Source organism: Echinicola shivajiensis (assembly GCF_018642165.1).
Taxonomy (GTDB): domain Bacteria; phylum Bacteroidota; class Bacteroidia; order Cytophagales; family Cyclobacteriaceae; genus Echinicola; species Echinicola shivajiensis.
In genome coordinates this window covers 17,718-42,305 of the sequence record NZ_JAHHZM010000010.1, presented here as the reverse complement: position 1 = coordinate 42,305, position 24,588 = coordinate 17,718, and the positions used below count along the sequence as shown (strand labels likewise).

The 24,588-nt window shown below is 37.9% G+C and carries 20 protein-coding genes; 18 read left to right on the top strand and 2 right to left on the bottom strand.

Features of this window, described 5'->3' with window-relative positions:
• Positions 1-35 precede the first annotated feature (35 nt).
• A complete protein-coding gene (locus tag KMW37_RS16115; protein ID WP_215225686.1) occupies positions 36-2,033 on the bottom strand; it encodes an LTA synthase family protein in 1,998 nt (665 codons plus the stop codon).
• Between the two features lie 104 nt (positions 2,034-2,137).
• On the opposite strand from KMW37_RS16115, the gene KMW37_RS16110 reads away from it, so the two are divergent.
• From KMW37_RS16110 to msrA, 4 genes are all read left to right on the top strand, one after another.
• Positions 2,138-2,680 (top strand): class I SAM-dependent methyltransferase, encoded by a 543-nt coding sequence (locus KMW37_RS16110; RefSeq protein WP_215225685.1) that lies wholly within the window; start codon positions 2,138-2,140, stop codon positions 2,678-2,680.
• Between the two features lie 102 nt (positions 2,681-2,782).
• Positions 2,783-3,838: a PA0069 family radical SAM protein gene (locus KMW37_RS16105; RefSeq protein WP_215225684.1), complete on the top strand. Its 1,056-nt coding sequence runs from the start codon at positions 2,783-2,785 to the stop codon at positions 3,836-3,838.
• Positions 3,839-3,850: 12 nt separating this feature from the next.
• Entirely contained in the window at positions 3,851-4,090 is a 240-nt protein-coding gene (locus tag KMW37_RS16100) for a hypothetical protein (protein ID WP_215225683.1), read from the top strand.
• Positions 4,091-4,248: 158 nt separating this feature from the next.
• Entirely contained in the window at positions 4,249-4,887 is a 639-nt protein-coding gene (gene msrA / locus KMW37_RS16095) for a peptide-methionine (S)-S-oxide reductase MsrA (protein WP_246581532.1), read from the top strand.
• 13 nt (positions 4,888-4,900) lie between these two features.
• Here the strand turns inward: msrA and KMW37_RS16090 are convergent, their stop codons facing one another.
• Positions 4,901-6,454: a SulP family inorganic anion transporter gene (locus tag KMW37_RS16090; protein ID WP_215225682.1), complete on the bottom strand. Its 1,554-nt coding sequence runs from the start codon at positions 6,452-6,454 to the stop codon at positions 4,901-4,903.
• A 238-nt stretch (positions 6,455-6,692) separates the two neighbouring features.
• Here KMW37_RS16090 and KMW37_RS16085 point away from each other — a divergent pair, with 238 nt between their 5' ends.
• The 14 genes from KMW37_RS16085 (at position 6,693) to KMW37_RS16020 (ending at position 24,583) form a co-directional block, all read left to right on the top strand.
• Positions 6,693-8,360: a DUF6909 family protein gene (locus KMW37_RS16085; RefSeq protein WP_215225681.1), complete on the top strand. Its 1,668-nt coding sequence runs from the start codon at positions 6,693-6,695 to the stop codon at positions 8,358-8,360.
• A 313-nt stretch (positions 8,361-8,673) separates the two neighbouring features.
• A complete protein-coding gene (locus KMW37_RS16080; protein WP_215225680.1) occupies positions 8,674-10,062 on the top strand; it encodes a DEAD/DEAH box helicase in 1,389 nt (462 codons plus the stop codon).
• Positions 10,063-10,832: 770 nt separating this feature from the next.
• Positions 10,833-11,426: a DUF4255 domain-containing protein gene (locus KMW37_RS16075; protein WP_215225679.1), complete on the top strand. Its 594-nt coding sequence runs from the start codon at positions 10,833-10,835 to the stop codon at positions 11,424-11,426.
• A gap of 4 nt (positions 11,427-11,430) precedes the next feature.
• Positions 11,431-12,285 (top strand): hypothetical protein, encoded by an 855-nt coding sequence (locus KMW37_RS16070; RefSeq protein WP_215225678.1) that lies wholly within the window; start codon positions 11,431-11,433, stop codon positions 12,283-12,285.
• A gap of 12 nt (positions 12,286-12,297) precedes the next feature.
• Positions 12,298-14,265 (top strand): phage tail sheath C-terminal domain-containing protein, encoded by a 1,968-nt coding sequence (locus tag KMW37_RS16065; protein ID WP_215225677.1) that lies wholly within the window; start codon positions 12,298-12,300, stop codon positions 14,263-14,265.
• A 108-nt stretch (positions 14,266-14,373) separates the two neighbouring features.
• Entirely contained in the window at positions 14,374-14,802 is a 429-nt protein-coding gene (locus KMW37_RS16060) for a phage tail protein (protein WP_215225676.1), read from the top strand.
• A 5-nt stretch (positions 14,803-14,807) separates the two neighbouring features.
• Positions 14,808-15,251 (top strand): phage tail protein, encoded by a 444-nt coding sequence (locus KMW37_RS16055; protein WP_215225675.1) that lies wholly within the window; start codon positions 14,808-14,810, stop codon positions 15,249-15,251.
• Complete coding sequence (locus KMW37_RS16050; RefSeq protein ID WP_215225674.1) at positions 15,251-15,403, top strand: DUF5908 family protein; 153 nt, start codon at positions 15,251-15,253, stop codon at positions 15,401-15,403. The genes KMW37_RS16055 and KMW37_RS16050 overlap by 1 nt, the downstream gene beginning before the upstream one ends.
• 3 nt (positions 15,404-15,406) lie before the next feature.
• On the top strand, positions 15,407-16,093 hold the full coding sequence (locus KMW37_RS16045) for a CIS tube protein (RefSeq protein ID WP_215225673.1): 687 nt from the start codon (positions 15,407-15,409) through the stop codon (positions 16,091-16,093).
• Positions 16,094-17,839 carry a type VI secretion system tip protein VgrG gene (gene vgrG / locus KMW37_RS16040; RefSeq protein WP_215225672.1) on the top strand — a complete coding sequence of 582 codons (1,746 nt, stop codon included), beginning with the start codon at positions 16,094-16,096 and terminating at the stop codon, positions 17,837-17,839.
• A gap of 71 nt (positions 17,840-17,910) precedes the next feature.
• Positions 17,911-18,201: a PAAR domain-containing protein gene (locus tag KMW37_RS16035; protein WP_215225671.1), complete on the top strand. Its 291-nt coding sequence runs from the start codon at positions 17,911-17,913 to the stop codon at positions 18,199-18,201.
• 4 nt (positions 18,202-18,205) lie between these two features.
• A complete protein-coding gene (locus KMW37_RS16030) occupies positions 18,206-18,616 on the top strand; it encodes a GPW/gp25 family protein (RefSeq protein WP_215225670.1) in 411 nt (136 codons plus the stop codon).
• 13 nt (positions 18,617-18,629) lie between these two features.
• Positions 18,630-21,791, top strand: coding sequence for a baseplate J/gp47 family protein (locus tag KMW37_RS16025; RefSeq protein ID WP_215225669.1), 3,162 nt, complete (start codon positions 18,630-18,632; stop codon positions 21,789-21,791).
• Positions 21,779-24,583, top strand: a complete 2,805-nt coding sequence (locus KMW37_RS16020; protein ID WP_215225668.1) for a hypothetical protein — start codon at positions 21,779-21,781, stop codon at positions 24,581-24,583. Before KMW37_RS16025 ends, KMW37_RS16020 begins: the two co-directional genes overlap by 13 nt.
• The last annotated feature ends 5 nt before the right edge of the window (positions 24,584-24,588 follow it).

The following is a 24,588-nucleotide window of genomic DNA, read 5'->3' as shown; positions in this document are numbered from 1 at the left end:
CCATATCATAAGACTATTCATTCGTTAATTCCGGCCTAATTCTCTTCAGGCAAAATAGCATTATTTTTCATGGCATAACTGTCTTTTCCATTATAGTCATCAAACATGGTATTCAATTTATCCAAGGTTTCAATTTCATTAACAGGTTCCAAATAAAGGGATTCCATTACTTCAAAAGCCTCATCATCGGACATAAAATAAGTCCCATCAATATAATCACCAAACTGATATTTATTTCTCTTAAGAGCATGGCTAATTTTGGATTGGAAAGCAGCTGCAGTATCTAAAACACTTCCTCGCCAAGCCACGGAATCTGGCAAGTCAATTTCATAATTGGTTTCTAAAAACGCCAGAACACTTGGGCTTACCTCGAGATGGGTATTTACTGCCGCCATAGATTTAGCCCTTTTTAATTTGGGGGAATAAATCAAAAAGGGAACATGAAATCTATCAATTTTGGTAGACATTGGGATTTCTGGTAGCCTGTGGTCACCAGTGATAAAGAAAATGGTGTTCTCTGCTTTTTCCAATTTCAAATACTCCTTAAAAAATTCTTTCAGGGCATCATCACCATACAAGACACTGGCCAGTTCATTTTCGTACTTATTTAGGTCATAGCTAGCGTCCACTTTCAAGCTCACCAAATTCCCTTTAACCTTGTCCAAATAAAATTCCTGGTCTGGAACCAAAAAAGGAGAGTGCATCGAGGCTGTCTGAAAAATATTCAGTTGTGGAGAATCTGAATTGGGGAGCTTTCTAATTCCATTTTGAAAAGCTTCCTTGTCCGCATAGCCCCATGAAAATCCAGCCGCAGATGCAGGGGATTTTTGGAAGTCATCATCAAAATCATCCTCATCTACCAAGAGATCTACTCCCTGATATTGAAGGAATTCTTTGGCATTTTCAAATTTTGAATCAAAACCAGAGAAAAAATTAACTTCATAGCCATTTTCATTCAATAATGAAATAAGGGTATAATGTCTTGGGTAAGGATCAACTTCCATGAAACCATTTTCACCAAAAGGCAATGAACCAAACAATCCTGGAAGCACGCCGAAGGTACGACCAGTGGTAGAAAGCATATTTTCCCAATAAAGGCTCTTATTGGCCAGCGAATCTAAAAATGGTGTCCAACTTCCCAAGTAAGCGTTTTTCCCAGAATATGCCTTCCCTAAGCCTTCTACAATAATAAATACTAGATCAGGTTTTTTCTCAAATGAATCGAAAAAAGGACCCAAATAATCCGGATAATTATTCAAATGTAAAAATGGATAGGTAGGATCAATAAATTCCTTTTGCACCAAGGCATTTTCATCCATCTCCGGTGCCAAATAAAAATCAAAATAGATGTTTCTGGAGGTACTAAAATACTCATAAGCCTCCTCATAAAAGAAAAGCGATTTATTTTCCGAAAGATTAGCTTCCAAGCTGGAAAAGCCCTGAGGTTTTGAAATGGGCACCAACAATAAAATGGCCAAAAGAACATAAGAAGCAAGGGAGATTGAAAGCAATGCATTCAATTTGAAATGGATAAACTTTCCCTGTCCCAGCAACCAGTAGACAAATACAATCGCTGCTGGAAAGGCTATTAAACTAAATGCATTTAAAGCCCCTGCAGCTTGCACAGTCTCCAACAAATCATTAAAGGAATAAGTGAACAAGTCAGCTCCTAAAGGAACCAAAGCCTGGGAGAAATAGAAAATCAGACCAATTTGACCAATTATTAATAAACTAAGCAGCGTCCTATAAAGGGTGTAGGAAATTTTAGGAAAAACTAATCCAAGAATACCTTGAACCAAAAAAAACACCCCAACAGTATATAATCCCCACTTTATGGTTTCCAATAAATTTATAAAGAACACTTTCCACTGTGGATCAGCCGAAAGCCCATGAATATTACCAATCCAAAATACCTCGACAATTCCAACAAAAATTAAAAGCAACAAGAAAATAATACTGATTTGCCAGAATTTAATCAAATTGCTTGTAATATTGCTTACCAAATTGGATTTGATAACCGTTTTTTGACTCATTATTATTATTTAATGATGGATGTATATATCCAAATTCTAAAGATCAGTTTCCAATAATTTTCGCAACAAATTAACTATATTGTAATTCAAATTTCATCATAATAATGAATAAAAGTTTCTTAATTAAAGAACTCTTTGCCAATATTAAAACCACAGGCGCAGTAACTTTTAGTTCAAAGTCTCTTGTCAATAAAATGCTCTCTTTCGCAAATTTTAAAGGGGCAAAGATAATTATTGAACTTGGAGGAGGAGACGGGAGCATAACCAGGGGAATTATCAATAGAATGGACAATGATGCAACCCTTATCGTCTTTGAAATTAGTGAGGCATTTTGTAAAAACCTAAAAAGAGAATTTCCCCAAAAGAATGTCCACATCATCAATGATTCAGCTGAAAATATGGACAAATACCTAGAAGGGAAGTCAGCAGATCTCATTTTTTCATCACTACCTTTTAGTCTGATTCCCAAAGAATCCAGAAATAATATTTATTCCAAAACCAGGTCTTCATTGGATAAAAATGGTTTTTTTATCCAAATTTGTTATTCCTATTTGTTAAAATTCCAATTCGCCAATTATTTCAACAACATTAAAACAGCCTTTACCTTAAAAAATTTTCCTCCAGCCTTTATTCTCATTTGCAAATAATAATTACCAATATCCACCCATTTCTTACCAGTACTGGACCTTTTGCTGACAATTTATGTCAATCTGTTTTGAGCTAAGCATTATTGCCTTAAATTGAAATTGATGAGCAAAGAAGTATTCAAAGGACGAGGAGCAAACATCACACCTGATAATCCCTATTTAAAGAGAAAACTGGTTATAGAACATATTGAAGGTGTTGATGAAGAGCAGTATTTGGAAAAACCTCAAACCAAATACTATAAGGAACACACAAAAGGAGCACTCAGTAAAAATGACAGCCCTGATCTACCTCTAAATTACTCTGTAAATCCCTATCAAGGTTGCGAACATGGCTGTATTTATTGCTATGCTCGAAATTCGCATCAATATTGGGGGTTTGATGCGGGACTTGGCTTTGAAACCAATATTATGGTCAAAAGTAATATCGTTGAGGTCCTGAAACAACAGATGAACTCCAAACACTATGTCCCTTCACCGATTATGTTATCGGGAAATACGGATTGTTATCAACCCGCAGAGAAGAAATATCGATTGACAAGGAAGATATTGGAGCTATGCCTGGAATTGAAACACCCACTTAGTATCATTACGAAGAACACGCTTATTCAAAGAGATAAGGATTTAATCCAGGAATTGGCCAAGCTTAATTTGGTTCATGTGTATTTCTCTATTAACCATATTGACAGCAGATTAAAGACTTTGCTTGAACCTAGGACTGCCACCGCTACAAAGAAAATTAAGACCATGGAAGAATTTACGGCTGCTGGGATCCCTTGCGGTGTAATGGTTGCGCCTATTATTCCGGCTATCAACACTGCTGATATTGCTGAAATCATAAAAAGGACTGCGCAAGCAGGTGCATTGAATGCTGGATATACAGTGGTTAGGCTGAATGGCAATGTAAAACAAGTATTTGTCAATTGGTTAAGGGAAAATTTTCCAGACCGGGCAGAAAAAGTAATGCACCAAATTGAGGAGTTGCACGGAGGAAAATTAAATGATACAGAATGGGGGAGAAGAATCAAAGGTTCTGGAGCCATGGCCAAAATGATCGAAAAGATTTTTCTCACTTCAAAAGAAAGATATATGAAAAATAGGTCTATGCCTTCTTTTGATCTTAGCAAGTTTTCACCTCATGGACAAATGCGTCTGTTTTAATAGGAAGAAATTATGAACAACATTTTGGAAATAGCTATTTTAGAAATGGCCAGACAAAGAGGAAATACACCCTTTGAACTTTATGAGGTTATCAAATGGATTTTCCCTCAGGATTGGCAACATTTTACCAGTGAAATTGAATTAGCTGCGCACAACCTAGCACTCATTGGAAAAATTGACTTGACCAATAGTCAAGATAATGATAAACATCCAATTATTGTAATTAAGAAAACAGAAAAGTCCCATGCTTAATTTAGTGTACATTATTAAGATGATTGTTCACCACAAAGGGAAAAAATTAGTTTTTAGAAGATAGGAAGAATCTAACCGCTAAAAGACAGATTTTCGCAGGATAATAAGAAAACACCCATATATATCAGTTAAATCAATTAGAGACTATTTTAACAATCATGGATTTTAGCGTAATTGCTGATATACTCGTTAATAAAAGCAAGAACCAATATAGTATGATATCACTTCCCAAAACTACTGTAAATAATATACCGGTCGGACATGAAGTAATTACTTTAGGTGCAGGTTGTTTTTGGTGCATAGAGGCTGTTTTCCAAAAACTTAAAGGAATAAGTGGAATTTTGCCTGGTTACAGTGGGGGACATATTGCAGAGCCAAGCTACCAGGATGTTACTACAGGCACCACAGGACATGCAGAAGTGATCCAACTTTTTTATAATCCAAAGGAAATTGCTTTTCAGGATATTCTAGAGGTCTTTTGGGCAACACACGATCCTACAACATTAAATAGACAGGGAGCGGATATAGGACCACAATACCGCTCAGCCATATTCTATCACAATGAAGAACAAAGAATCATTGCTGAGGACTTCAAGCAATTAGTTGAAAAAGCACAGGTTTATGATTCCCCTATAGTAACTGAAATAACTCCGTTTCAAAACTTCTATCCTGCTGAAAACATGCACATTAACTATTTTAATAACCATGAAAACCAGCCTTATTGCCAATTTGTCATCAGGCCAAAACTGGATAAGGTAAGTAGGGCATTTGATAATTTATCAAAGGATAACAGATGACATTTTCAGCAGATTAGGTCTCCATCTTGGGCAAGTTTCTTAATACAAGTTGGATATTTTTATCTTTTGCAGTTTCCCTAAAATTATAAATTGTCTCCAATACGTCCATATCGATATAAACTGATTTTTCCCCGTCTATCTCAAGAATAGCATTATCAGGAATCTTTTCCAAGGTTTTAGCCATACTTGCCTTGTTCAAGAAAGACATATGCTCGCTAAGTGCCAATTTAAAGGAATGCTGATCTGCATTTTTCTCCACCTCGAGAAAATAAGGAGTTTTGATATTGGCTTTAAGAATAAAATAAATAGCCACAGACATCCCAATTCCGATTCCAATCAATAGATCGGTCACCAAGATCGCTAAAACGGTCACTACAAAGGGAATAAACTGATCAATGCCCATTTTATACATCTTCACATATAAATCAAATCTGGTCAGCTTATAACCTACAATCAATAAAACTGCAGCCAATGCTGATAGAGGAATCATATTTAAGATATTGGGAATCAAGGCAACACAAAGACAAAGCAAAAGGCCGTGGATAAATGCAGATACTTTGGTTTGCCCTCCAGATTCTATATTGGCTGAACTTCGCACAATAACCGCTGTCATGGGTAATCCACCTATTAAACCCGCTATGATATTGCCAATTCCTTGCGCCCTTAATTCCCTATTATTCGGTGTTCTTCTTTTATGCCTGTCCAGTTTATCGGAAGCCTCTATACAAAGTAAAGTTTCCAAACTGGCCACAATTCCAATGGTAAAAGCTACGATATACAAGTCTATATTACCCAGAACAGAAAAATCAGGAAAAGTGAGCTGGTCAGCCAGCCCCGTAAAGGAATTGATCATTGGGATATTCACCAAATGGCTTTGGACCACCTCCAAAGAAGGCATGGTAGTTTTAAAAATGATATTGATAAAAATCCCCGCCAATACTGCCAATAGAGCACCTGGAAGGAAAGTCAATCCTTTGATTTTTTTAATAAATGGTTTTTCCCAAAGTATCATTATTGTCAATGAAACAATCCCAATAATCATAGGGCCCAAACCAATATGGAAAATAGAATAAAACAGTTCAGTAAAGGTATTTTTCCCATCCGGTTGCCTAAAACCTTCGTCACCAAAAAAATCCGAATCGACGCCCAAGAAATGGGGGATTTGCTTTAATATAAGGATCAAGCCTATTGCAGCCAACATACCCTTAATAACCGAACTAGGGAAATATAGACCAATAACACCCGCTTTGATAAGACCTAAAATCAATTGAATTACCCCTGCCAACACTACAGCCACTAAAAAGGCTTCGTAACTGTTAAGCGTATCAATACCATTCAGTACAATGACTGTCAGACCTGCCGCTGGTCCACTCACAGCTGTCTGAGATCCACTGAGCATGGACACCACCAAACCTGCTACTATCCCAGTTACTAAACCTGAAAATAGGGGAGCCCCAGAGGCCAATGCAATACCAAGGCAAAGTGGCAAAGCCACTAAAAACACCACCAATCCCGCTGGAAAATCTTTGTTTAGGTGGCTCGAATAGTAATTTAATTTTTTCTTCATAGCTCTTTTTTAAATAAAAAAACCAATACTTAAGGTATTAGTAATCAGCAATTAAGAACCCATTCTATACTAATAAGATAAGCATTTCAAAGCAGTTATGTGCTATATTGTTTTAAGAAAAGAACTATTTTTATGTAAATGGACCTGGCCAGCATCATTTAAAGAGATTGTTTAATTATTAAATATTTTAAGAGTTGGTCCAACTTTAATTAAATAGGATTTAACCCAAAGCATCAAAATGAGAACTAGAGCACAAGAATCACGCGCCGCCATAGAAAGACTTTACATCACCATGAGGCATTTATTTATGCGCGGAGTCTATAAACCATTGGGAGTATCAGGCGAATCCTTGATTTCCGCTCTTCATGTATTACAGCCAGAGATATATGGATTGGTTTCGGAAGATGAAAAAATCGAGCTGGATGGATTGCTTTATGTTATGGAAAGGCTTCCCAGAGGCATTGAAGAATGCCGTTATATCAGATTGATCAGCAGGGAAGGTTATGAAAATGCCGATTTTGAAAAACTCATTCCCAGCAAACGTAGAAGGAATTGCTACAGGGTGGATAAAAATCAAATGTTTGTCGAGATGACAAGGGGAAAAAGTGATATCTATGATATCCTGACCCACCTTACATTTTTATATATAGAAGCAGAAAAAATAAGAAATAACAGTACTGATGGAAAAGGTAGGATCAACCTTAACTGGAAAATGCTCGGGGAAATTGTGGAAAAAGATCTCCAAGGAGAACCTTACAATCATGAGGCAGCCTGTTCTTATTTAAGCCATATTACTGGAAGGACCTATGATGAGACACATAGGGCCATCGAAAAATTCAATGCATCCCATAACTCAAATAGCCTTTTTAGTATTGTTTATCATTTGGGAAAACTATCCATTGAGGAAGCTGTAGAGGAAAAAGATAGGGAGATTTCCTTTTCGGCCACCCTAAGGGAGAGAATAGGACACCATGTATATGGGGAACGATGGGCACAACATATCAAAGGGATTTTAGATGAGAATAACCTATTGCATCGCCCAATTCATATCATTAGCGCCAACTTGCACAGCATTCTCAATACTGTATATGGACATCAGTTATTAGGCTTGAATTCTTTCGAAAAAATTGAAAAAGTAGTCAGGGAAATAAGCCTTGGCCGTAAAAATAATAAACAAAAGGAAATCCTAGATTATGCCCTCAAGAATGGATTTATTGAAATTCCTGATGTTTCCGGAACCAATATAGGTGCACAGGTAATCGATACCGCTAAAATGCAAATGGATACTATCATTCCTGGAGTAAATATTCCTAAAGAAGCCAAAAAGAAACCGGTAATTGTCGTAATGGATTATGCATTTGGAGAACAGGCCTATGAATGTTTTGATGAACTTTTAAAACCATTTGAATCCAACAAACAAATGATTCCGCTGGATGTTGTTTCAGCTTCCATAATGGGAAAAGCAGGAATACTTCAAGGTAACAAAGGTGATATAATGATACCTACTTCTCATGTTTTTGAGGGTACAGCAGATAATTACCCTTTTAAAAACCGGTTAAGAGGAAGTGATTTTGCGGGCTATGAGCTAGAAGTATTTGAAGGTCCCATGATTACGGTATTGGGCACTTCATTACAAAACAAAGATGTCTTAAGTTATTTCATGGATTCTTCTTGGAAGGCCATCGGCTTGGAAATGGAAGGGGCCCATTACCAAAAAGCCATACAAGCAGCTAGCAAAATCAGGAGAAGCATCCGTAAAAATGTTAAAGTTTTATATGCTTATTATGCCTCTGATAATCCCCTAAAAACAGGAAGTACCTTAGCATCAGGAAGCCTTGGAATGGAAGGAGTTAAACCCACCTACTTAATCACTTATAAAATATTGGAAAATATATTTACCAATTGATCCAAATTCCAAAATCAAAAGTTAAAATACTGTTTGTCAATAATATAAACTATATTTGCAAATCAATTCACCAGATATATAATATCAAATTTGCTTTTAATGATTCCAAATGGCAAATTAGAGTTTATCAATAATTATATTTGTTTGATTAAAAGAGTATTAAGAAGGACGTTTATTCTTTCAAGAATATCTATCAGGCTGAGTTGACCTGAAATACATTACCGGCCCTCAAAAGGAATTTTTATCATCGAGATTCACCCTAGTTTTGACATTATATAGTCCACAATAAGGCCGCTACTAAGAATTAAGAAATATGGATTTAGAAAATTTTAATAGCTTTAATTTCAATGAAGCATTGCAGGAAGGTTTAGACGCAATGGGCTTTACCAAACCGACCCCTATACAGCAGCAAGCCATTCCCGAGATTTTATCTGGCAGTGACCTGATAGCCTGCGCTCAAACAGGAACAGGAAAAACTGCCGCCTTTATTTTGCCAATACTCAATAAAATCGCCGAAGAAGGAATTGGCAAGCTTAATACCCTGATCTTGGCACCCACAAGGGAGCTCGCCATCCAAATAGATCAACAAATACAAGGACTAGCCTATTTTGTGGGCATCAGTTCTATTCCCATTTATGGCGGCGGAGATGGTTTGGCATGGGAGCAACAAAAGAAAGCCTTACAGCATGGAACAGAAATCATTGTGGCCACACCTGGAAGGCTAATTGCACTCCTTGCCGGTGGAAAGGTTGATTTATCCACACTTAAGCACCTAGTGCTCGATGAAGCCGATAGAATGTTAGATATGGGGTTTTCAGATGATTTGCTCAAAATCATCAACTACCTTCCCAAAGAAAGACAAACAGTGCTTTTTTCTGCTACAATGCCACCAAAAATCAGACAGTTTAGTAGAAAAATCCTAAGGGAAGCCCAAGAAATCAATATTGCCATTAGTAAAACGGCTGAAGGTGTCAATCAAATGGCCTATATGTGCTATGATAATCAAAAAGAAAAACTGCTTGAACATATCCTTACCCAAAAGGCCTATGAAGCAGTAGTAATTTTTGCTTCCACAAAAGAAAAAGTCAAAAGTATCTTTAAAGTTTTGAGAAAGAAATTTGATGTAGAATCATTTCACTCTGATTTAGAACAAGTTGAGAGGGAAAAGATCATGTCAAGGTTCAAAAACAAAACCTTGAAAATCCTAGTCGGCACTGATATTATCTCTCGAGGAATCGATGTTGAAGGTATTGAATTGGTTATCAATTTTGATACGCCTAGTGACCCTGAAGACTATGTCCATAGAGTCGGCAGAACTGCGAGAGCTGATAAAAAAGGAGAGGCTATTACCTTCGTAAATGAAAAGGATTTATTTAAATTCCATAAGATCCAAAACCTGATTGGTATTGAAATTCCAAGGCTAGATCTTCCAGAAGGATATGAAGAGGGGCCCGAATATAAAGAGGCTAGGCCAAAAGGGAACGCTAAGAATAGAAAGCAAACAGGAAGCCCCAATAATAAATTTAGAAAAAGGCAAAATGGAGCTGGAAATAAAAAACATTCCAAAAATCATAATACCAAAACCAACAACGGGGTTAGTAATAGTTCACCTAAGCCAGAAAGTACAGCCGATAAAACAAAACCAAAGAATTCTGGAAAATTTCGTGCAAGGACCAATGTAAAAAACAGTCCTCAGGAATAATCATTTAAAAAAAATATCTAAGCCCGAAAAGAAATTTTGGGCTTTTTTATTCTAAAAAGGGTCAAATTTAAACTTCAATTTTTTAACAGTTATTGGTAATAGATACTATTCCCCCTCTATATATATTCTTATCTACCTAACAACCAACAGATTGAAATAATGAATATTCCATCATCTTAAAATTATATTTCGAGAAATAATTTTCTAGACCAATCAAACAGAAAAGTTCTCCATTTTCACCTTAAATGATCAAAAATACACTTATCCAAATTTATGGGCTGATTCCATTTAATGAATATTTTCAATTTCTACAATTAAGCCAGTAGTTCATTTTAAACTATAAAACAGGAATACTTTATTAGCGAATTCCTATTTGTACAAAAAATATTTACCACTGTAGAAAATTTATAAATCAGAATAGCTAATGAGAATTTTAACCAACCAAATTAGTAAACATTTATTACCAGTTAGAATGTTTCAATAATTAAATCCTTAGGAACGGAATTTAATTTTTATTTATTGGTAAAAACCGATATATTATTTGACTTTTAATTTTTTATACATACCTTTAAATAAATCGTGAAGCTAATACCACACCTAATTATTTCACCAAGTTTAGGTCAACGAAATCACGATGGTAACTGGTTTTAAGGGTTTTTCATTTTTAAATAGTCCCAGCTCCAGTTGATCAATATACCAAGTTTTGATAGCCGAATTATGAGCAATAGTGCCAATGTTCAGCTGCTTTTTATTGTTGAATCTTTTAGAATATGATTTTTGAGGTCTTAAAAATTCTTACAGGAGAAGTAAACCAATATTTCAAGCAATTAGAGATGGATGATTCTGTACTCATCCTCGACAATGTTGCCTTGATCGATTCCCAATCCGATAGTGCTGAAGCGCTAAAAAACAAAATCATATTATCTCTTATCAATCTTAGAGAGGAAATTACCCTTAAAAATTTTCCCAACAATTTGAATGACGGTGATATTGTCAGCTTTAAAAATCCCAAGATAAATATCAACCTGTTTTTAATCTTTTGTGCCAACAGGACCCAATACAACAAATCACTCAATGACTTGTCCAAGATTCTGGAATTTTTCCAATCAAAAAGGGTATTCACTCAATCCAATACCAGCTTTGATAGAGATTTAGACGAAATGAGTGCTGTAAAGAATTTTCGCTTCACCATGGAGCTGTTTACACCAACCTTTGAAGAGTTGAATTACATCTGGGGAACCTTAGGCGGACGTCAATACCCTTCAGTTTTTTACAGGATGAACCTGATAGAGATTGATAGGGATCTGATCAACTCAGAACAGTCTGTTATTACAGAAATTCATAGAAATTATAAACAGCAATAATAAGATGAAAGTGTCAACTATTTTTAAGCCGCTTTTAAAGATCAGTATCCATCATAACTATTTTTTAAATGATGGTGATATAGAGTTTGTTGATATGGATGAGGATAAAAAACAAGATCAATTAAAAGCTTATAATTGGAATTCCTTTTTTGAGATCAAGGCCAATAGAACCACTATGAATTTACTAAAAGGCCATAATATAGTGGTAAAAGCCTATCCTGACCACCTAGTTTTAGCTTTGAAGGTGAATTCAGAAGATGATCGAGTTCCACATATTGGATTTATTGGGGATGAGGAATTCGTCTTTGAGCTCAAAGTCCACGATCCATTTTTTTGGAACTACACCAATTTACCTTTTTCAGGGGAGGAAGTTCTATATTTTTCAAATAAGCAGCCTAGCCTACCTGATCCATTCGACTTTGAATCCATTCATAAATCACAGGAAAAAAAATTAATAAGCCCGGATTTTTTATTCAGCGGTGACAACAAAATGGAATTATTGGAACAATCAAAATTGCAAGAGAGTAGACCAATTGGAATCATAAGGTTATTTGTTCAAGCAGATAATGCAGCCAATAGTCTGCTACAGCAAAATGGAAAGCTGAAAAATCAGTTGACACATTTTAAGATCCATTTTGACAATCAGAAAACCATATGGAAGTATATCCACCATAAAGGTGCTTTTGAAATGGAAACGAAAAAAGTACAGCCATTGACCCATTATGGTTTTGTTCAATTGGAAAGCCCATCAGATTTTAAAAGTCCTGTGCCTGATTTGGAAGACTACAAATTTCCCAATCCAAATCCTTTGCACATCAAATCAATCGGAAATAAACTTTATTCAGAAATATTCATTTAAACCTTTTTATCCATGGCAACAACAATGAAAACACCAGGTGTCTACATAGAGGAAATCACAAAATTCCCACCATCTGTAGCGCAAGTTGAGACGGCAATTCCTGCTTTTTTAGGCTATACTTCACAGGCAAAGGATGGAGACAAAGAACTTCCTCCCTATGAGCCTGTAAAAATCTCCTCAGTATTGGAGTTTACAGAATATTTTGGTGGTGCTCCTGAAGTGGACATTAATACTTTGGAGCTTAACGCACAAAACCAAGTAACAGAAGTTGACCTTACAGAAAAATATTATCTGTATGAGTGTATCAGAATGTTTTATGCCAATGGAGGCGGTGACTGTTATGTAGTTTCTGTGGGCAAATACGGAGATACCATCCAAAATGGTACAGCTGATGGATCTACGCCGGGTTTTTTGACTGGACTAGCCAAGATAAAAAAAATAGACAGGCCTACTTTGCTGGTGGTTCCAGATGCACCTTTGATGAACCAAAACAATATAAATTCTTTGTATACGGCCATGCTTGGTCAGTGCAATGACCTACAGGACCGCTTCTGTATTTTTGACCTAAAAGAATCAGGTATTGATTATGATGATGCCGTTGAAAATTTCAGAAATGGTATTGGTATGAATTACCTGAAATATGGTGCTGCCTATTCACCTTGGCTAAAAGCCAATCTTCCAAGAGTAGTCAAATACAAGGATATCAAGGGTAAAATCACACAAAATGGCCCTAGTGTTAATCTAGCTGACCTTATTGCCGATGCTGATGCTAAAGAACTGGCCAATAGATTGGACAATCTTGTTGATGATCAAATTGCTATCAATGGGGCACTGGAAACCTTAAAGGGAACTAATCCTTCTTATCAAGGAAAGTTCGATGCCTTGTCAAACACACTCAAAAACACACCTACAAAAGCCAATTTGGAAGCTTTGATCAATTACTATACAGAAAGTATGGATTTAGTTCGAGACATTATCGACTTAGGCGGTGCATCAGTGACCTTAAAGGATAAAAGTGCACCAGCAGGTGATACAAAATTCCTTTTTGACTATTTAGTATCAAAACTGGGAACAGCTTTGGACAATACTGAAAATGAAATTGCCAAAATTGCCCTTGACTCCAGTTCATTGTCTTCCGCTTTGACCTTAGCAGCTTCCACAACTGGTTTGGATTATACCGCCAGTACATCTACTAATGTTTATTTTGGCAATGGGACAACTAACCCTGAAAAAATCCAACCACATGTCATTGCAATTAGCAAATTATGGAGCGGCATCAAATCTTCATTGGACCTAATCAGCAGTTCTGCTGAAAGTTTTACAGCTACGGTGGAAACCTCAACTGTGGAAGCTATTCCAGCACTTAAAAATATTTACCAACGCATCGCCAATGAATACTTGACCCTTCCACCGAGCGCTACCATGGCAGGAGTATATGCCAGAGTCGATTCCAATAGGGGAGTTTGGAAAGCCCCTGCTAACGTTTCCCTGAATAATGTAATCGGTGTAACCGAACTTATTGACAATAAAGAACAGGAAAATCTAAATGTAGATGCCATAGCAGGTAAATCCATCAATATTATCAGGCCATTTACAGGAAAGGGCATCATGGTTTGGGGAGCACGAACACTGGCTGGTAATGATAATGAATGGCGATATGTTCCGGTAAGAAGATTTTTCAATATGGCCGAGGAATCCATCAAAAAGGCCACAGAACAGTTTGTATTCGAACCTAATGACGGCAATACCTGGGTTAGGGTAAGGGCCATGATCGAAAATTTCCTCACCCTACAATGGAGGGCCGGGGCACTGGCTGGTGCAAAACCAGAGCATGCTTTTTATGTAAGAGTGGGACTGGGACAGACCATGACTTCCCAGGATATATTAGCAGGAAAAATGAATGTGGAAATTGGAATGGCTGTAGTCAGACCAGCGGAATTCATTGTTTTGAAATTCTCCCACAAAATGCAGGAATCATAGGAAGTACGAGGTACAAAGTATGAAATAGGGAGTAGAATTTATCAATTTCCTATTCGACCAATCCTAAATTTCCAATAACTCAATTTTTAAAAAACTAATAATAATATCATGAGCTATCCATTATCAAAGTTTCATTTCTCAGTGGAATGGGGAGGAACAAAAATTGGCTTTACAGAAGTTTCTGGTCTTGATGTAGAAACAGAAATCATTGAATACCGGCATGGAGCAAGTCCCGAGTACAGCAAAATCAAAATGCCGGGCATGCAGAAGTTCTCCAACATTACCTTGAAAAGGGGCACTTTCAAAAGCGATAACGAGTATTTCGAATGGTACAATACCATCAATCTCAATAAAGTGGACAGAAGGGACATTACCATAAGCCTGCTTAATGAGGAACATGAACCAGTTGTATCCTGGAAAGTAAAAAACGCTTGGCCGCTGAAAGTGCAAAGTACGGATCTTAAAGGTGATGGTAATGAAGTAGCTATTGAATCAATGGAACTGGCCCATGAAGGCCTCACCATCCAAAATGATTAATAGCGATGGCCAATTATTATCCGCCACCAAGTTTCCATTTTTTAGTGGAATTTACTGGCTTAGATACTAATCAAGGGGATCATGAGTTTCAATCAGTTTCTGGCCTATCAGTGGATATTGACACGGAAGAAATTGCAGAGGGTGGTGAAAACCGCTTCAAGCACAAATTCCCTGTCAAGACCAAATATCCAAACTTGGTCTTAAAACGGGGAGTATTGCTAGACTCCAAACTAATTTCTTGGTGTAGGGATGCTATTGAGGATTTTCAGTTTAAACCTATAGATCTAACGGTGAAACTCCTCAACGAAGACCATGAACCACTGATGACCTGGAATGTTGTGCACGCCTATCCTGTAAAATGGAATGTTGAAGATTTTAATGCCCAGGAAAGCAAAATGGCCATTGAATCCATTGAGCTGTCCTATAATTACTTTAAAACGATAACCTGATGCCAATAGAAATCAAAGAATTGCACATCAAAATTACTGTAGACGAAACCGGAGCTGGATCAAGCTCATCCCAAGGAGGGAACCAACAAGATCTGGTTGCCAAATGTGTTGAACAGGTAATGGAAGTAATTAGAGAGCAAAAAGAAAGGTAAGCCATGAGTGAAGGTAAATTGGAAAAATTAAAAATCGTAGCCTACAAGGACTCCAAATTCTCTGATGAAGTAGACAATGGGGAGTTTACTACATTACTCAATCCAGAAAAGTATAAGTTTCAGTATAGGGTAGAGCAAAATGAAGATCAGGCAGCAGGGACCAGTGCCGCCCCAATCAGATTTAATAAAATCCTCCCTCAGACATTAGAACTTGATTTTCTCTTTGATCGGACAGGTGTAATTGCTGGCTACGAAGCAACTGAAAATGGCGTCATTGATGATATAGAGCACTTCAAAAAAGTGGTATATGAATACAATGGCGAAAAACACAAACCCAATTACCTCATGATCACTTGGGGTAGCCTATTGTTCAAGGGCTACCTTAAAGAAATGGATATTGAATACAAACTCTTCAGACCGGATGGCACCCCCATCAGGGCGATGGCCACCACCAAAATCGGCGAGTTTGTAGAAGAAGACCTTCGTACAGCCCAAGAGAACAACCAATCTCCTGATCTAACCCACTATAGGACCGTTAATGATGGAGACACACTGCCATTGATGACTTATCGGATTTATGGAGACTCCAAGTATTATCTAGAGGTCGCCAAAGCCAATAAGCTGACCAATTTTAGAAAGTTAAAGACAGGCACAGAATTATTTTTTCCACCGCTTCAAAAACAAAAGTAAATGAACAATAGCGGAACCATAGCGACCAGTCAAAGTGTGGACAGGGTAACCCATAAAATCCTTATTGGAGGTGAGGAAATTCCTGGAACCTATCAAATAAAAAGTATTCAAGTAAGCAAAGGGATCAATAAGGTTCCAACTGCTCGACTCGCAGTAATCGATGGTGATCCTGCAGAAAGGGATTTCAAGGTGAGCAATTCCGATCATTTTGTTCCTGGTAAGGAAATAGAAATCACCGCTGGATATCACTCTGATGAAGCTACGATCTTTAAAGGAATCATTATCAAGCAAAACATCAGAATCAGGAATAACCAATCACTTTTGATGATTGAAGCTAAAGACAAGGCTGTAAAAATGACCCTTCGCAGAAAAAGTAAATACTTTTATGATCAAAGTGATGCTGAAATCATAGAAGAACTCATAAAGGCCCATGATCTTGAAGCGGATATTTCCTCCACACAAAACGTGCATCCTGAAATGGTACAATATGATGTTACCGACTGGGATTTTATGATGCTGCGCCTACAGGCCAATGGTCTACTTTGTATGGTTGATGATGGAAAAATAAGTCTTAAAAAGCCAGACTTGAATGCCACGGAGGTGGAAACCATCACCTTTGGAGCGACTTTACTGGAGTTTGATGCTGAAATGGATGCTCGAACACAAGTTCCCAAGGTCGTTTCCCAAGCTTGGAACACTGCTGACCAGGAACTAGTGGAAATTGAAGGTGCTGACCCTGCTTTGAACACCAATGGCAATATCAGTTCAGAGGAATTGGCTTCACTGTTAGATTCTGATGATGTGATCATGCGTCATGGTGGCAACAAAAAGGAAGGTGATCTGAAGGAATGGGCCAATGCCAAATGGACTTTCCAACAATTGGCCAAATCTAGAGGCAGAATGAAATTCCAAGGTATACCCAATGTAAAACCAGGCACCAACCTTTTGCTGGAAGGAGTGGGGGAACGCTTTAATGGGAAAGTATATGTCACAGCCGTGAACCACCAAATAACAGAAGGGAACTGGACCATTGACGCACAGTATGGTATGGATCCAGAATGGTTTGCAGAAACGAAATCCAATATTTCCATGCCTGCTGCCGCTGGCTTAAATGCCGGCATCAGTGGTCTGCACATAGGCTTGGTAACAGACCTGGAGGATCCAGATGGGGAAGATCGTATTAAAGTAAAAATTCCTATTATCAATAAGGAGGAAGAAGGAATTTGGTGCAGGCAAGCCTTCCCGGATGCGGGTAGTGACAGGGGAATTACTTTCAGGCCAGAACCCGATGATGAGGTAATAGTTGGCTTTATCAATGAAGATCCTAATGACGCGGTGGTCTTGGGTATGTTGCACAGCAGTGCCAATCCCAATCCAATTGCAGCTTCTAATGATAATCATGAAAAAGTAATCCAAACCAGATCGGGAATAAAAATCCTCTTTGATGATGATAAGACCATTCTATTGATAGAAACACCTGCAGGTAACAAAGTGGAGCTCAACGATGATGCAGGAAGCATTGCTATTGAGGACCAAAATGGTAATAAAGCATTGATAGACAGTGATGGAATTACTATGGAATCAGCTAGTGATTTCAATATCAAGGCCACTGGAGACCTCAATATAGAAGGCACAAATGTCAATATTAAGGCCAATGCACAATTCAAGGCAGAGGGCTCGGCCGGTGCTGAGGTAAGCACCAGTGCTGTTGCAGTGCTAAAAGGATCATTGGTTCAAATCAATTGACAAAGTAATTACCTAGTATTTATTAGAAAGAGAATCTAAAGTTTTAAACCTATAAACTAACAGCTATCACTATGGGAATGCCAGCAGCTAGAGCAAATGATATGCATGTTTGCCCAATGGTAACAGGAACCGTACCTCATGTAGGAGGTCCCATATTGCCGCCAGGAGAACCTACCGTATTAATCGGTGGGATGCCTGCAGCAAGGGTAGGAGATATGGCTACCTGTACAGGGCCTCCTGACACCATTATTATGGGATCCTCCACAGTAATGATTGGTGGAATGCCTGCCGCTAGATTAGGTGATTCCACTGCTCATGGTGGCACAATAGTATTAGGAGAAGCAACAGTTTTAATCGGATAATACCATGGAGAACAGTGATGATTTTTTAGGCACAGGATGGAGTTTTCCCCCAGAATTTGAGATCGGATCTGGGCAAACAAAAACCACTTCCGGTGTGGATGATATTCAAAAGAGTCTTGAAATATTGTTCAGCACCCGAATTGGTGAACGTATCATGCAGCCTACTTATGGCTGTAACCTAGATGAGCTACTCTTTAGTCCTTTAAACAGAACGGTAAAGACCTATGTCATTGAGCTGATCAAAAATGCCATTTTATACCACGAGCCGAGAATTGATCCCGAAAAAATCGATATCACCGAGGGCAATGAACTGGAAGGAGAATTACTGATCCATCTACAGTACAGAGTAAGGGCCACCAATGCCCGAAATAACATGGTCTATCCATTTTACTTGGAAGAAGGCACCAACACCTAAACCAATTTAACGCATGAGTGCAAATTGCAATCATATAGTCAACATACTCAAAAGAGACGGTACTGGAAGAACTGAGCTGCAAGCCCCCAAACTTTCCCCAGAAAGTGTGCAATTGCACGATTTTGACCTGAGAGATTGGATAATCTTTGCGCTTAACTTTTCAAAACAATTAAACTTTTTTCCCAATAAGTTATCTCTTGAGCCTTCAGGAGATTGGCGAAAATTCTTTATAACTTTCATTTCTAATCCTGGCGACATCGATGAATTGGAAAAAGATGGCGTAATAGAAAAACTGAAAATTGAGATAGCTGAATTTCTGGAGGATCAAGACCTTACAGGAAAACTAACACCTCATCTCACCCTTTTTGTAGCCTTTCTCAAATTATTGGAATTCAGTAAAAAGCGATTTAATGGCATCACGAAAAGGCACCTCGATTATTATTATCACAAAATTCTTCAGATAGACAAAAAACCAATACAACCTGATCATGTTTATCTGATATTTGAATTGGCTAAAAATGCCAGCCAGGAAAAATTAGAAGAGGGCACCATATTGGACGGGGGCAAAGACAGTTCTGGTAGGAAAAGGAACTATGTTACAGTGACAGAAACAGTGCTGAACAAAACCAAAGTTGCCCAAATAAAAAGCATTTATAACGAAATTTCCATTAATAAGGCAGATATAAATTCCCTAGATTCTTCGCTAAGTACAGGAAACTTTGTTATGTCACCTATGGCCAATTCCTATGATGGTCAAGGGGAGGACTTTCCGAAGGGAGCTGAAAAATGGTGGCCTTTTGGCTATACCAAAATCTGCAATGCCAATACCGAGTTGCCTCCACTTCCAAAGGCCAGATTGGGCTTTTCTTTAACAAGTGAAATGTTTCAATTGGCTGAGGGTACACGTAAGGTGATCTTGGAATTTACATTTGCCAATAATATTGTTCCCACCGCTGTCAATTCCTTTGGCCTAAATAATGCATTATCCTTGGAGCTAACAGGAGAAAAGGAATGGATATCCGGTACTCCAATGGAATTGATTGCTGAAAGTTCAATTACTGCAAATAGCAATAAACTGAAATTGGTATTCGAGTTAGGACCAGAACAGCCTGCAGTAATCCCTTATCATCCTGAAATCCATGAAGGGAAATATTTGGTTGACCAACCTGTACTAAGGGTATTATTCAAAACCGAGCAAAAGGAAGGTTATAATTTATACAGACTGCTCAATAAAAACACTTTATCAAATCTAAAGATCATTACAGATGTTTCAGGGATTTCCAATGTACAATTAGAAAATGATCTAGGTGTACTTAACCCTGAAAAACCATTCTTCCCTTTTGGGCCAAGACCTGGCAAAGGTTCTTCCTTCATAGTTAAATATCCTGAAGCGGCTAATAAGCCCATTACCAATTTCACTTTTCAAATGAATTACCTGAATACGCCTGAGAATTTGGTAAGTCATTACTCCCAATATGGGGAGAGGGATTCAGGAGGGAATATTTCCCCAATCATAACAGATTTGGATTATTTTTCTTTCACTAGTATTCCGACTCATAATAACGATAATGACGATCTGTTCAAGGAAGAAGCAGGTGTTTATGATTCTACCTTTACATTTAATTTAGGCAGTAACGAATGGAAAAGCACGTTTAAAAAAGAGCTTAAAATCACCTTGGACAATTCTTTCCTCCACGAAAAGTACCCGCATTTTCTAACAGTTGCCACCATTCACAATAGGCGCAATATTTCCATAGACAAAATCCCCAATGAGCCTTATACGCCTTTAGCGGAAAATCCAAGTCTTAGCTATAACGCTAGTGATACGATCAGTTTTGGATCTTTATCTTCTGAAAATAATATCACTTTAATCCATGAGTCTCCCTTCGGGTTCAACCAAGTATTTACCTCTGGTCAAACCAATGCAGAGTTGGATTTGGTTCCTGAATATTGCCATGGCGGGGAAATATATATTGGACTCGAAGATGCCAAAAACCTGCAACAGGTAACCCTTCATTTTCAGTTTTTAGAGGGTAGTGAAAATCCAAGTATAAAGGACATCTTCACCGGAAACCAAAAGATCAATTGGAAATACCTGAAAAACAATAAGTGGGAGGTTTTCCAAACTGGGGAAATCATTCAAAACCAAACACCCCGTTTTCTTGAATCCGGGATTTTCCAATTTTCACTTCCGAAAGCGGCAACTAAGGACAATACTATTCTACCTTCAGGGCTTCACTGGATAAAAGCTACCATGGCTAAGCCTTTTGACATTGTATGCCAGCTGATTGATATAAAAGCACAGGCTGTCGAAGCTGTATTTGAAAACCAAGGAAATTCTGGAGATCATTTAGCCAAAGGACTTCCTGAAAAAACTATCAGTAAGCTTCAGGAAAGGTTAAGCTGGGTTAAATCTATCCAGCAACCATACCCCTCTACAGATGGTAAGGTCCAAGAGTCCGATGAAGCATATTATAGGAGAGTTAGTGAACGACTTAGGCACAAACGCAGGGCCATTACACTTTGGGATTACGAGCATTTGATCTTACAGGAATTCCCGAAAGTCTACAAGGTAAAATGCCTTAACCATACCTGTTCTTCCTCCTTTCAATCCCCAGGAAATGTCACCATTATCTTGGTTCCTGATACTGTTCAGCAGTCTGTATTTGATATTTATCAACCCCGCGTAAGCCAAGCAACTTTAAATGAAGTAGCAACTTATGTGAATGAGCTGAATACTTTTCATGTACAAGCCAAAGTCATCAACCCCAATTATGAGGAAGTAAAGGTCGGCCTTAAAGTAAAATTCAAGGATGGTTTGGACACCAGCTTTTATTTAGGTCAAATCAAAGAAGATATCAAGCGTTTCCTTTCCCCTTGGGCTTATGATCAAAAAGTGACGGTTGAATTTGGTGTTACATTACACAGGAGTCAATTGATCCATTATTTAGAGGAATTGGCTTACGTGGACTATCTCGAAGATCTGATATTAATGAAACGATTGGCAGATTCTCCACCTTGCGAACCCAAATTCGAAGAGGTGTCTGAGAAAGATTTTATCAGGCCCAGCAATCCAAAATCAATTTTGGTTTCCGCCAAAGAACATGATATTAACCTGATTACGGTCACTTGTAAAAATGAACCTGAAAACTCCCAAGAAAAATGTCAACATTAAGCAATCATAAAAGTATCGCCAGAAACACCTCCACCAAGGATGATCTTGACTTTCACTTTTTGAGGGAAGAAGGAATCAGGCATATCCGTGAATTAGGAAGTAAAATCTGGACTGATTATAATACCCATGACCCTGGCATTACCATGTTGGAGGTACTTTGCTATGCGATCACCGATTTAGGTAACCGCATTAACCTGCCTATTGAAGACTTAGTTGCCCAGAAGAATGGAGGAATTGAAGGACAATTTTACAAGGTGGCCGATATTTTACCTTCAGCACCTACTACAGAAAATGATCTGAGAAAACTGTTTATTGACCTCGATGGGATAAAAAACTGCTGGATCAAAAAAGAAAAGGTTACTGTATTTGCTGATCTAAAAAACCAGAAATTAGCCTACGAGGAAAGCATTTTAGAAGGTTTAAAAGAAAATCAAAAAGCACAGTTCGATCTAAAGGGACTTTATAGCATTCTGATAGAAACCGATGATGCCCAAAAGGAACTTTCAGAGGAATTAAAGGAACAAATTTTTAAACGCTTTCATGCGCACAGGAATCTCTGTGAAGATTTAGTAAAAGTAAAAAAAGTACCTTCAGAGCCTGTCTCCGTCTGTGCCAATGTAGAAGTAAATCCTGAAGCTGATGAGGAATTGGTCCATGCTCAGATAATTGTCGCTTTGGAAGATTATATGGCTCCTGCCCCCCGTCATTACTCATTAAAGGAAATGATACAAAAGGGCTATGCCATGGATGAAATCTTTGAAGGTCCCTTTCTAGCCAATGGATTTATAGATACCAAAGAACTAAAAGCCTCTGCATTACGAAAAGAGGTACGACTTTCCGATATCATCAATATCATCATGGGCGTTTCCGGTGTGAAAGTGGTAAAGGATATCACTTTGGGAAATTGTGATGATAAGGATGGAACAGATCCCAACAAATGGGTAATCTGTATTCCCGAGGGCAAAAAGCCAAAACTTTGTAAGAAGACGACCATTAATTATTTCAAAGGCGTATTACCTGTCAATATTAATCAAACAAGGGTAGCAGATTATAAAGGAAAAATCCTCCAGGCAAGAGCTGATCTTAACGAAAAGGCCGGGAAAAATCCTGAGCCGGAAATCCCGCAAGGAACCTTTGCCAACTGGGGAGATTATAGCTCTATCCAACATGACTTTCCAGAAACATACGGATTGAGTGACAAAGGACTACCTCAAAATCTAGGTGAGAAAAGAGAGGTGCTTGCCCGTCAGCTAAAAGGCTATTTGTTATTTTTTGATCAAATTTTGGCATCCTATTTCAAACATCTAGAAAAAATCAAGGAGCTACTTTCTTTATACCAAGGCCCCAATATCACCTATTTTACCCAAGCAGTTAAAGATATAAAGGATGCTGATAAGCTATTTAAAAACCCATATGCACTTGGAGATGATGAAAAGCTAACAGAAGACACAATAGGTCTATTGGATGACACTGTTGAGCGGAGGAATAAACTGATGGATCATCTGATAGCCAGATTTGCAGAAAACTTCGGCAACTATGCATTTTTGATGAAGTTCCTCTATGGTGCCAGCACTGATGAAGTGGTATTACAGGACAAACAGCGTTTCCTTAAAGAGTATAAAGAAATTAGTAGAGAGAGGGGAGAAGCATTCGATTATTACGATAAGGAAAAAAAGTGCCTCTGGGACACATGCAATGTATCAGGAGCCCAAAGGAGAATTGCCAAATTGGTGGGTATAAAGGACTATAGCAGAAGGGATCTTTCGGACACTGCTGTGGAAATTTATAAATATGAACAAATAGATGGTGATTGGGTCTATCGCTGGAGATTGAGAGGAGAGGAAGGTAATATTTTGCTTTCGGCCACTACTTCCTATCCAAGTTATAATGCTGCAGGTAAGGAAATGTACTTTGCCATTCTCAAAATTCTTGAGACATCTGGTAAAGACCTTGAAAGTCTCAAAAAAGAAGAAGAAAATGACACTGAATACTTAACTGGGAGCTTTCACTTTCACAAAGCAGCCACATCAGAAAAATTCAGCTTTGACATCGTCAATCGAGCAATTGAACCTCAATCCAATCCTGATTTTATTATTGCCAAGCAATACACCTATTATCCCAATAGAGACGAAGCCATAAATGGTGCATTATCATTATTGGACTATATCAAACACACATTTACTGAAGAAGGTATTTATTTGGTTGAGCACATACTCCTCAGACCAAGCACTCTGGATGCAAATTATAAGAAAAAACAAGAGGAGGCTGGCAAGGACTATGTGAGTGGAAATTTCCTGCCATTTTGCTCAGACGATTATGCTTCTTGTAAGTTGATCGATCCATTTTCCTTCAGGGTAAGCATTGTTCTTCCTGGCTTTACCTATCGCTTTGCCAATAAAGACTTTAGGAATTATTTAGAAAATCTCATTAGAGAGGAACTTCCCGTTCATATAGTAGCAAAAATCTGCTGGATAGGATACCGGAAGGGGGAGGAGCCAGAGCTACCACAAGAAGATGTAGAGAATCCTGAAAGTCCAATTTTTAAGGAAAATCAACTGGTACGCTTTGAGAAAGCTTATAAATCCTACCTCTATGAACTGACAGATATCCATAAAAGAAAGGAAAGCATTCCTTCAATGAACAAATACAACCAAGTATTGAACGAAATGACCAGCTCCCTGACAGGACTTCACACCATTTATCCTACGGGTCGTTTATACGATTGCGAGGATGAAAACGAAGATCTTGATGGAAAATTAATTTTAGGAAAAACGAATCTGGGAACACTTTAATCCAT

What these genes read in the sequence shown, in the direction of transcription:
- KMW37_RS16115 (WP_215225686.1), bottom strand. Translation starts at nt 2,033, where the DNA reads ATGAGTCAAAAAACGGTTATCAAATCCAATTTGGTAAGCAATATTACA.
- KMW37_RS16110 (WP_215225685.1), top strand. Translation starts at nt 2,138, where the DNA reads ATGAATAAAAGTTTCTTAATTAAAGAACTCTTTGCCAATATTAAAACC.
- KMW37_RS16105 (WP_215225684.1), top strand. Translation starts at nt 2,783, where the DNA reads ATGAGCAAAGAAGTATTCAAAGGACGAGGAGCAAACATCACACCTGAT.
- KMW37_RS16100 (WP_215225683.1), top strand. Translation starts at nt 3,851, where the DNA reads ATGAACAACATTTTGGAAATAGCTATTTTAGAAATGGCCAGACAAAGA.
- msrA (WP_246581532.1), top strand. Translation starts at nt 4,249, where the DNA reads ATGGATTTTAGCGTAATTGCTGATATACTCGTTAATAAAAGCAAGAAC.
- KMW37_RS16090 (WP_215225682.1), bottom strand. Translation starts at nt 6,454, where the DNA reads ATGAAGAAAAAATTAAATTACTATTCGAGCCACCTAAACAAAGATTTT.
- KMW37_RS16085 (WP_215225681.1), top strand. Translation starts at nt 6,693, where the DNA reads ATGAGAACTAGAGCACAAGAATCACGCGCCGCCATAGAAAGACTTTAC.
- KMW37_RS16080 (WP_215225680.1), top strand. Translation starts at nt 8,674, where the DNA reads ATGGATTTAGAAAATTTTAATAGCTTTAATTTCAATGAAGCATTGCAG.
- KMW37_RS16075 (WP_215225679.1), top strand. Translation starts at nt 10,833, where the DNA reads ATGATTTTTGAGGTCTTAAAAATTCTTACAGGAGAAGTAAACCAATAT.
- KMW37_RS16070 (WP_215225678.1), top strand. Translation starts at nt 11,431, where the DNA reads ATGAAAGTGTCAACTATTTTTAAGCCGCTTTTAAAGATCAGTATCCAT.
- KMW37_RS16065 (WP_215225677.1), top strand. Translation starts at nt 12,298, where the DNA reads ATGGCAACAACAATGAAAACACCAGGTGTCTACATAGAGGAAATCACA.
- KMW37_RS16060 (WP_215225676.1), top strand. Translation starts at nt 14,374, where the DNA reads ATGAGCTATCCATTATCAAAGTTTCATTTCTCAGTGGAATGGGGAGGA.
- KMW37_RS16055 (WP_215225675.1), top strand. Translation starts at nt 14,808, where the DNA reads ATGGCCAATTATTATCCGCCACCAAGTTTCCATTTTTTAGTGGAATTT.
- KMW37_RS16050 (WP_215225674.1), top strand. Translation starts at nt 15,251, where the DNA reads ATGCCAATAGAAATCAAAGAATTGCACATCAAAATTACTGTAGACGAA.
- KMW37_RS16045 (WP_215225673.1), top strand. Translation starts at nt 15,407, where the DNA reads ATGAGTGAAGGTAAATTGGAAAAATTAAAAATCGTAGCCTACAAGGAC.
- vgrG (WP_215225672.1), top strand. Translation starts at nt 16,094, where the DNA reads ATGAACAATAGCGGAACCATAGCGACCAGTCAAAGTGTGGACAGGGTA.
- KMW37_RS16035 (WP_215225671.1), top strand. Translation starts at nt 17,911, where the DNA reads ATGGGAATGCCAGCAGCTAGAGCAAATGATATGCATGTTTGCCCAATG.
- KMW37_RS16030 (WP_215225670.1), top strand. Translation starts at nt 18,206, where the DNA reads ATGGAGAACAGTGATGATTTTTTAGGCACAGGATGGAGTTTTCCCCCA.
- KMW37_RS16025 (WP_215225669.1), top strand. Translation starts at nt 18,630, where the DNA reads ATGAGTGCAAATTGCAATCATATAGTCAACATACTCAAAAGAGACGGT.
- KMW37_RS16020 (WP_215225668.1), top strand. Translation starts at nt 21,779, where the DNA reads ATGTCAACATTAAGCAATCATAAAAGTATCGCCAGAAACACCTCCACC.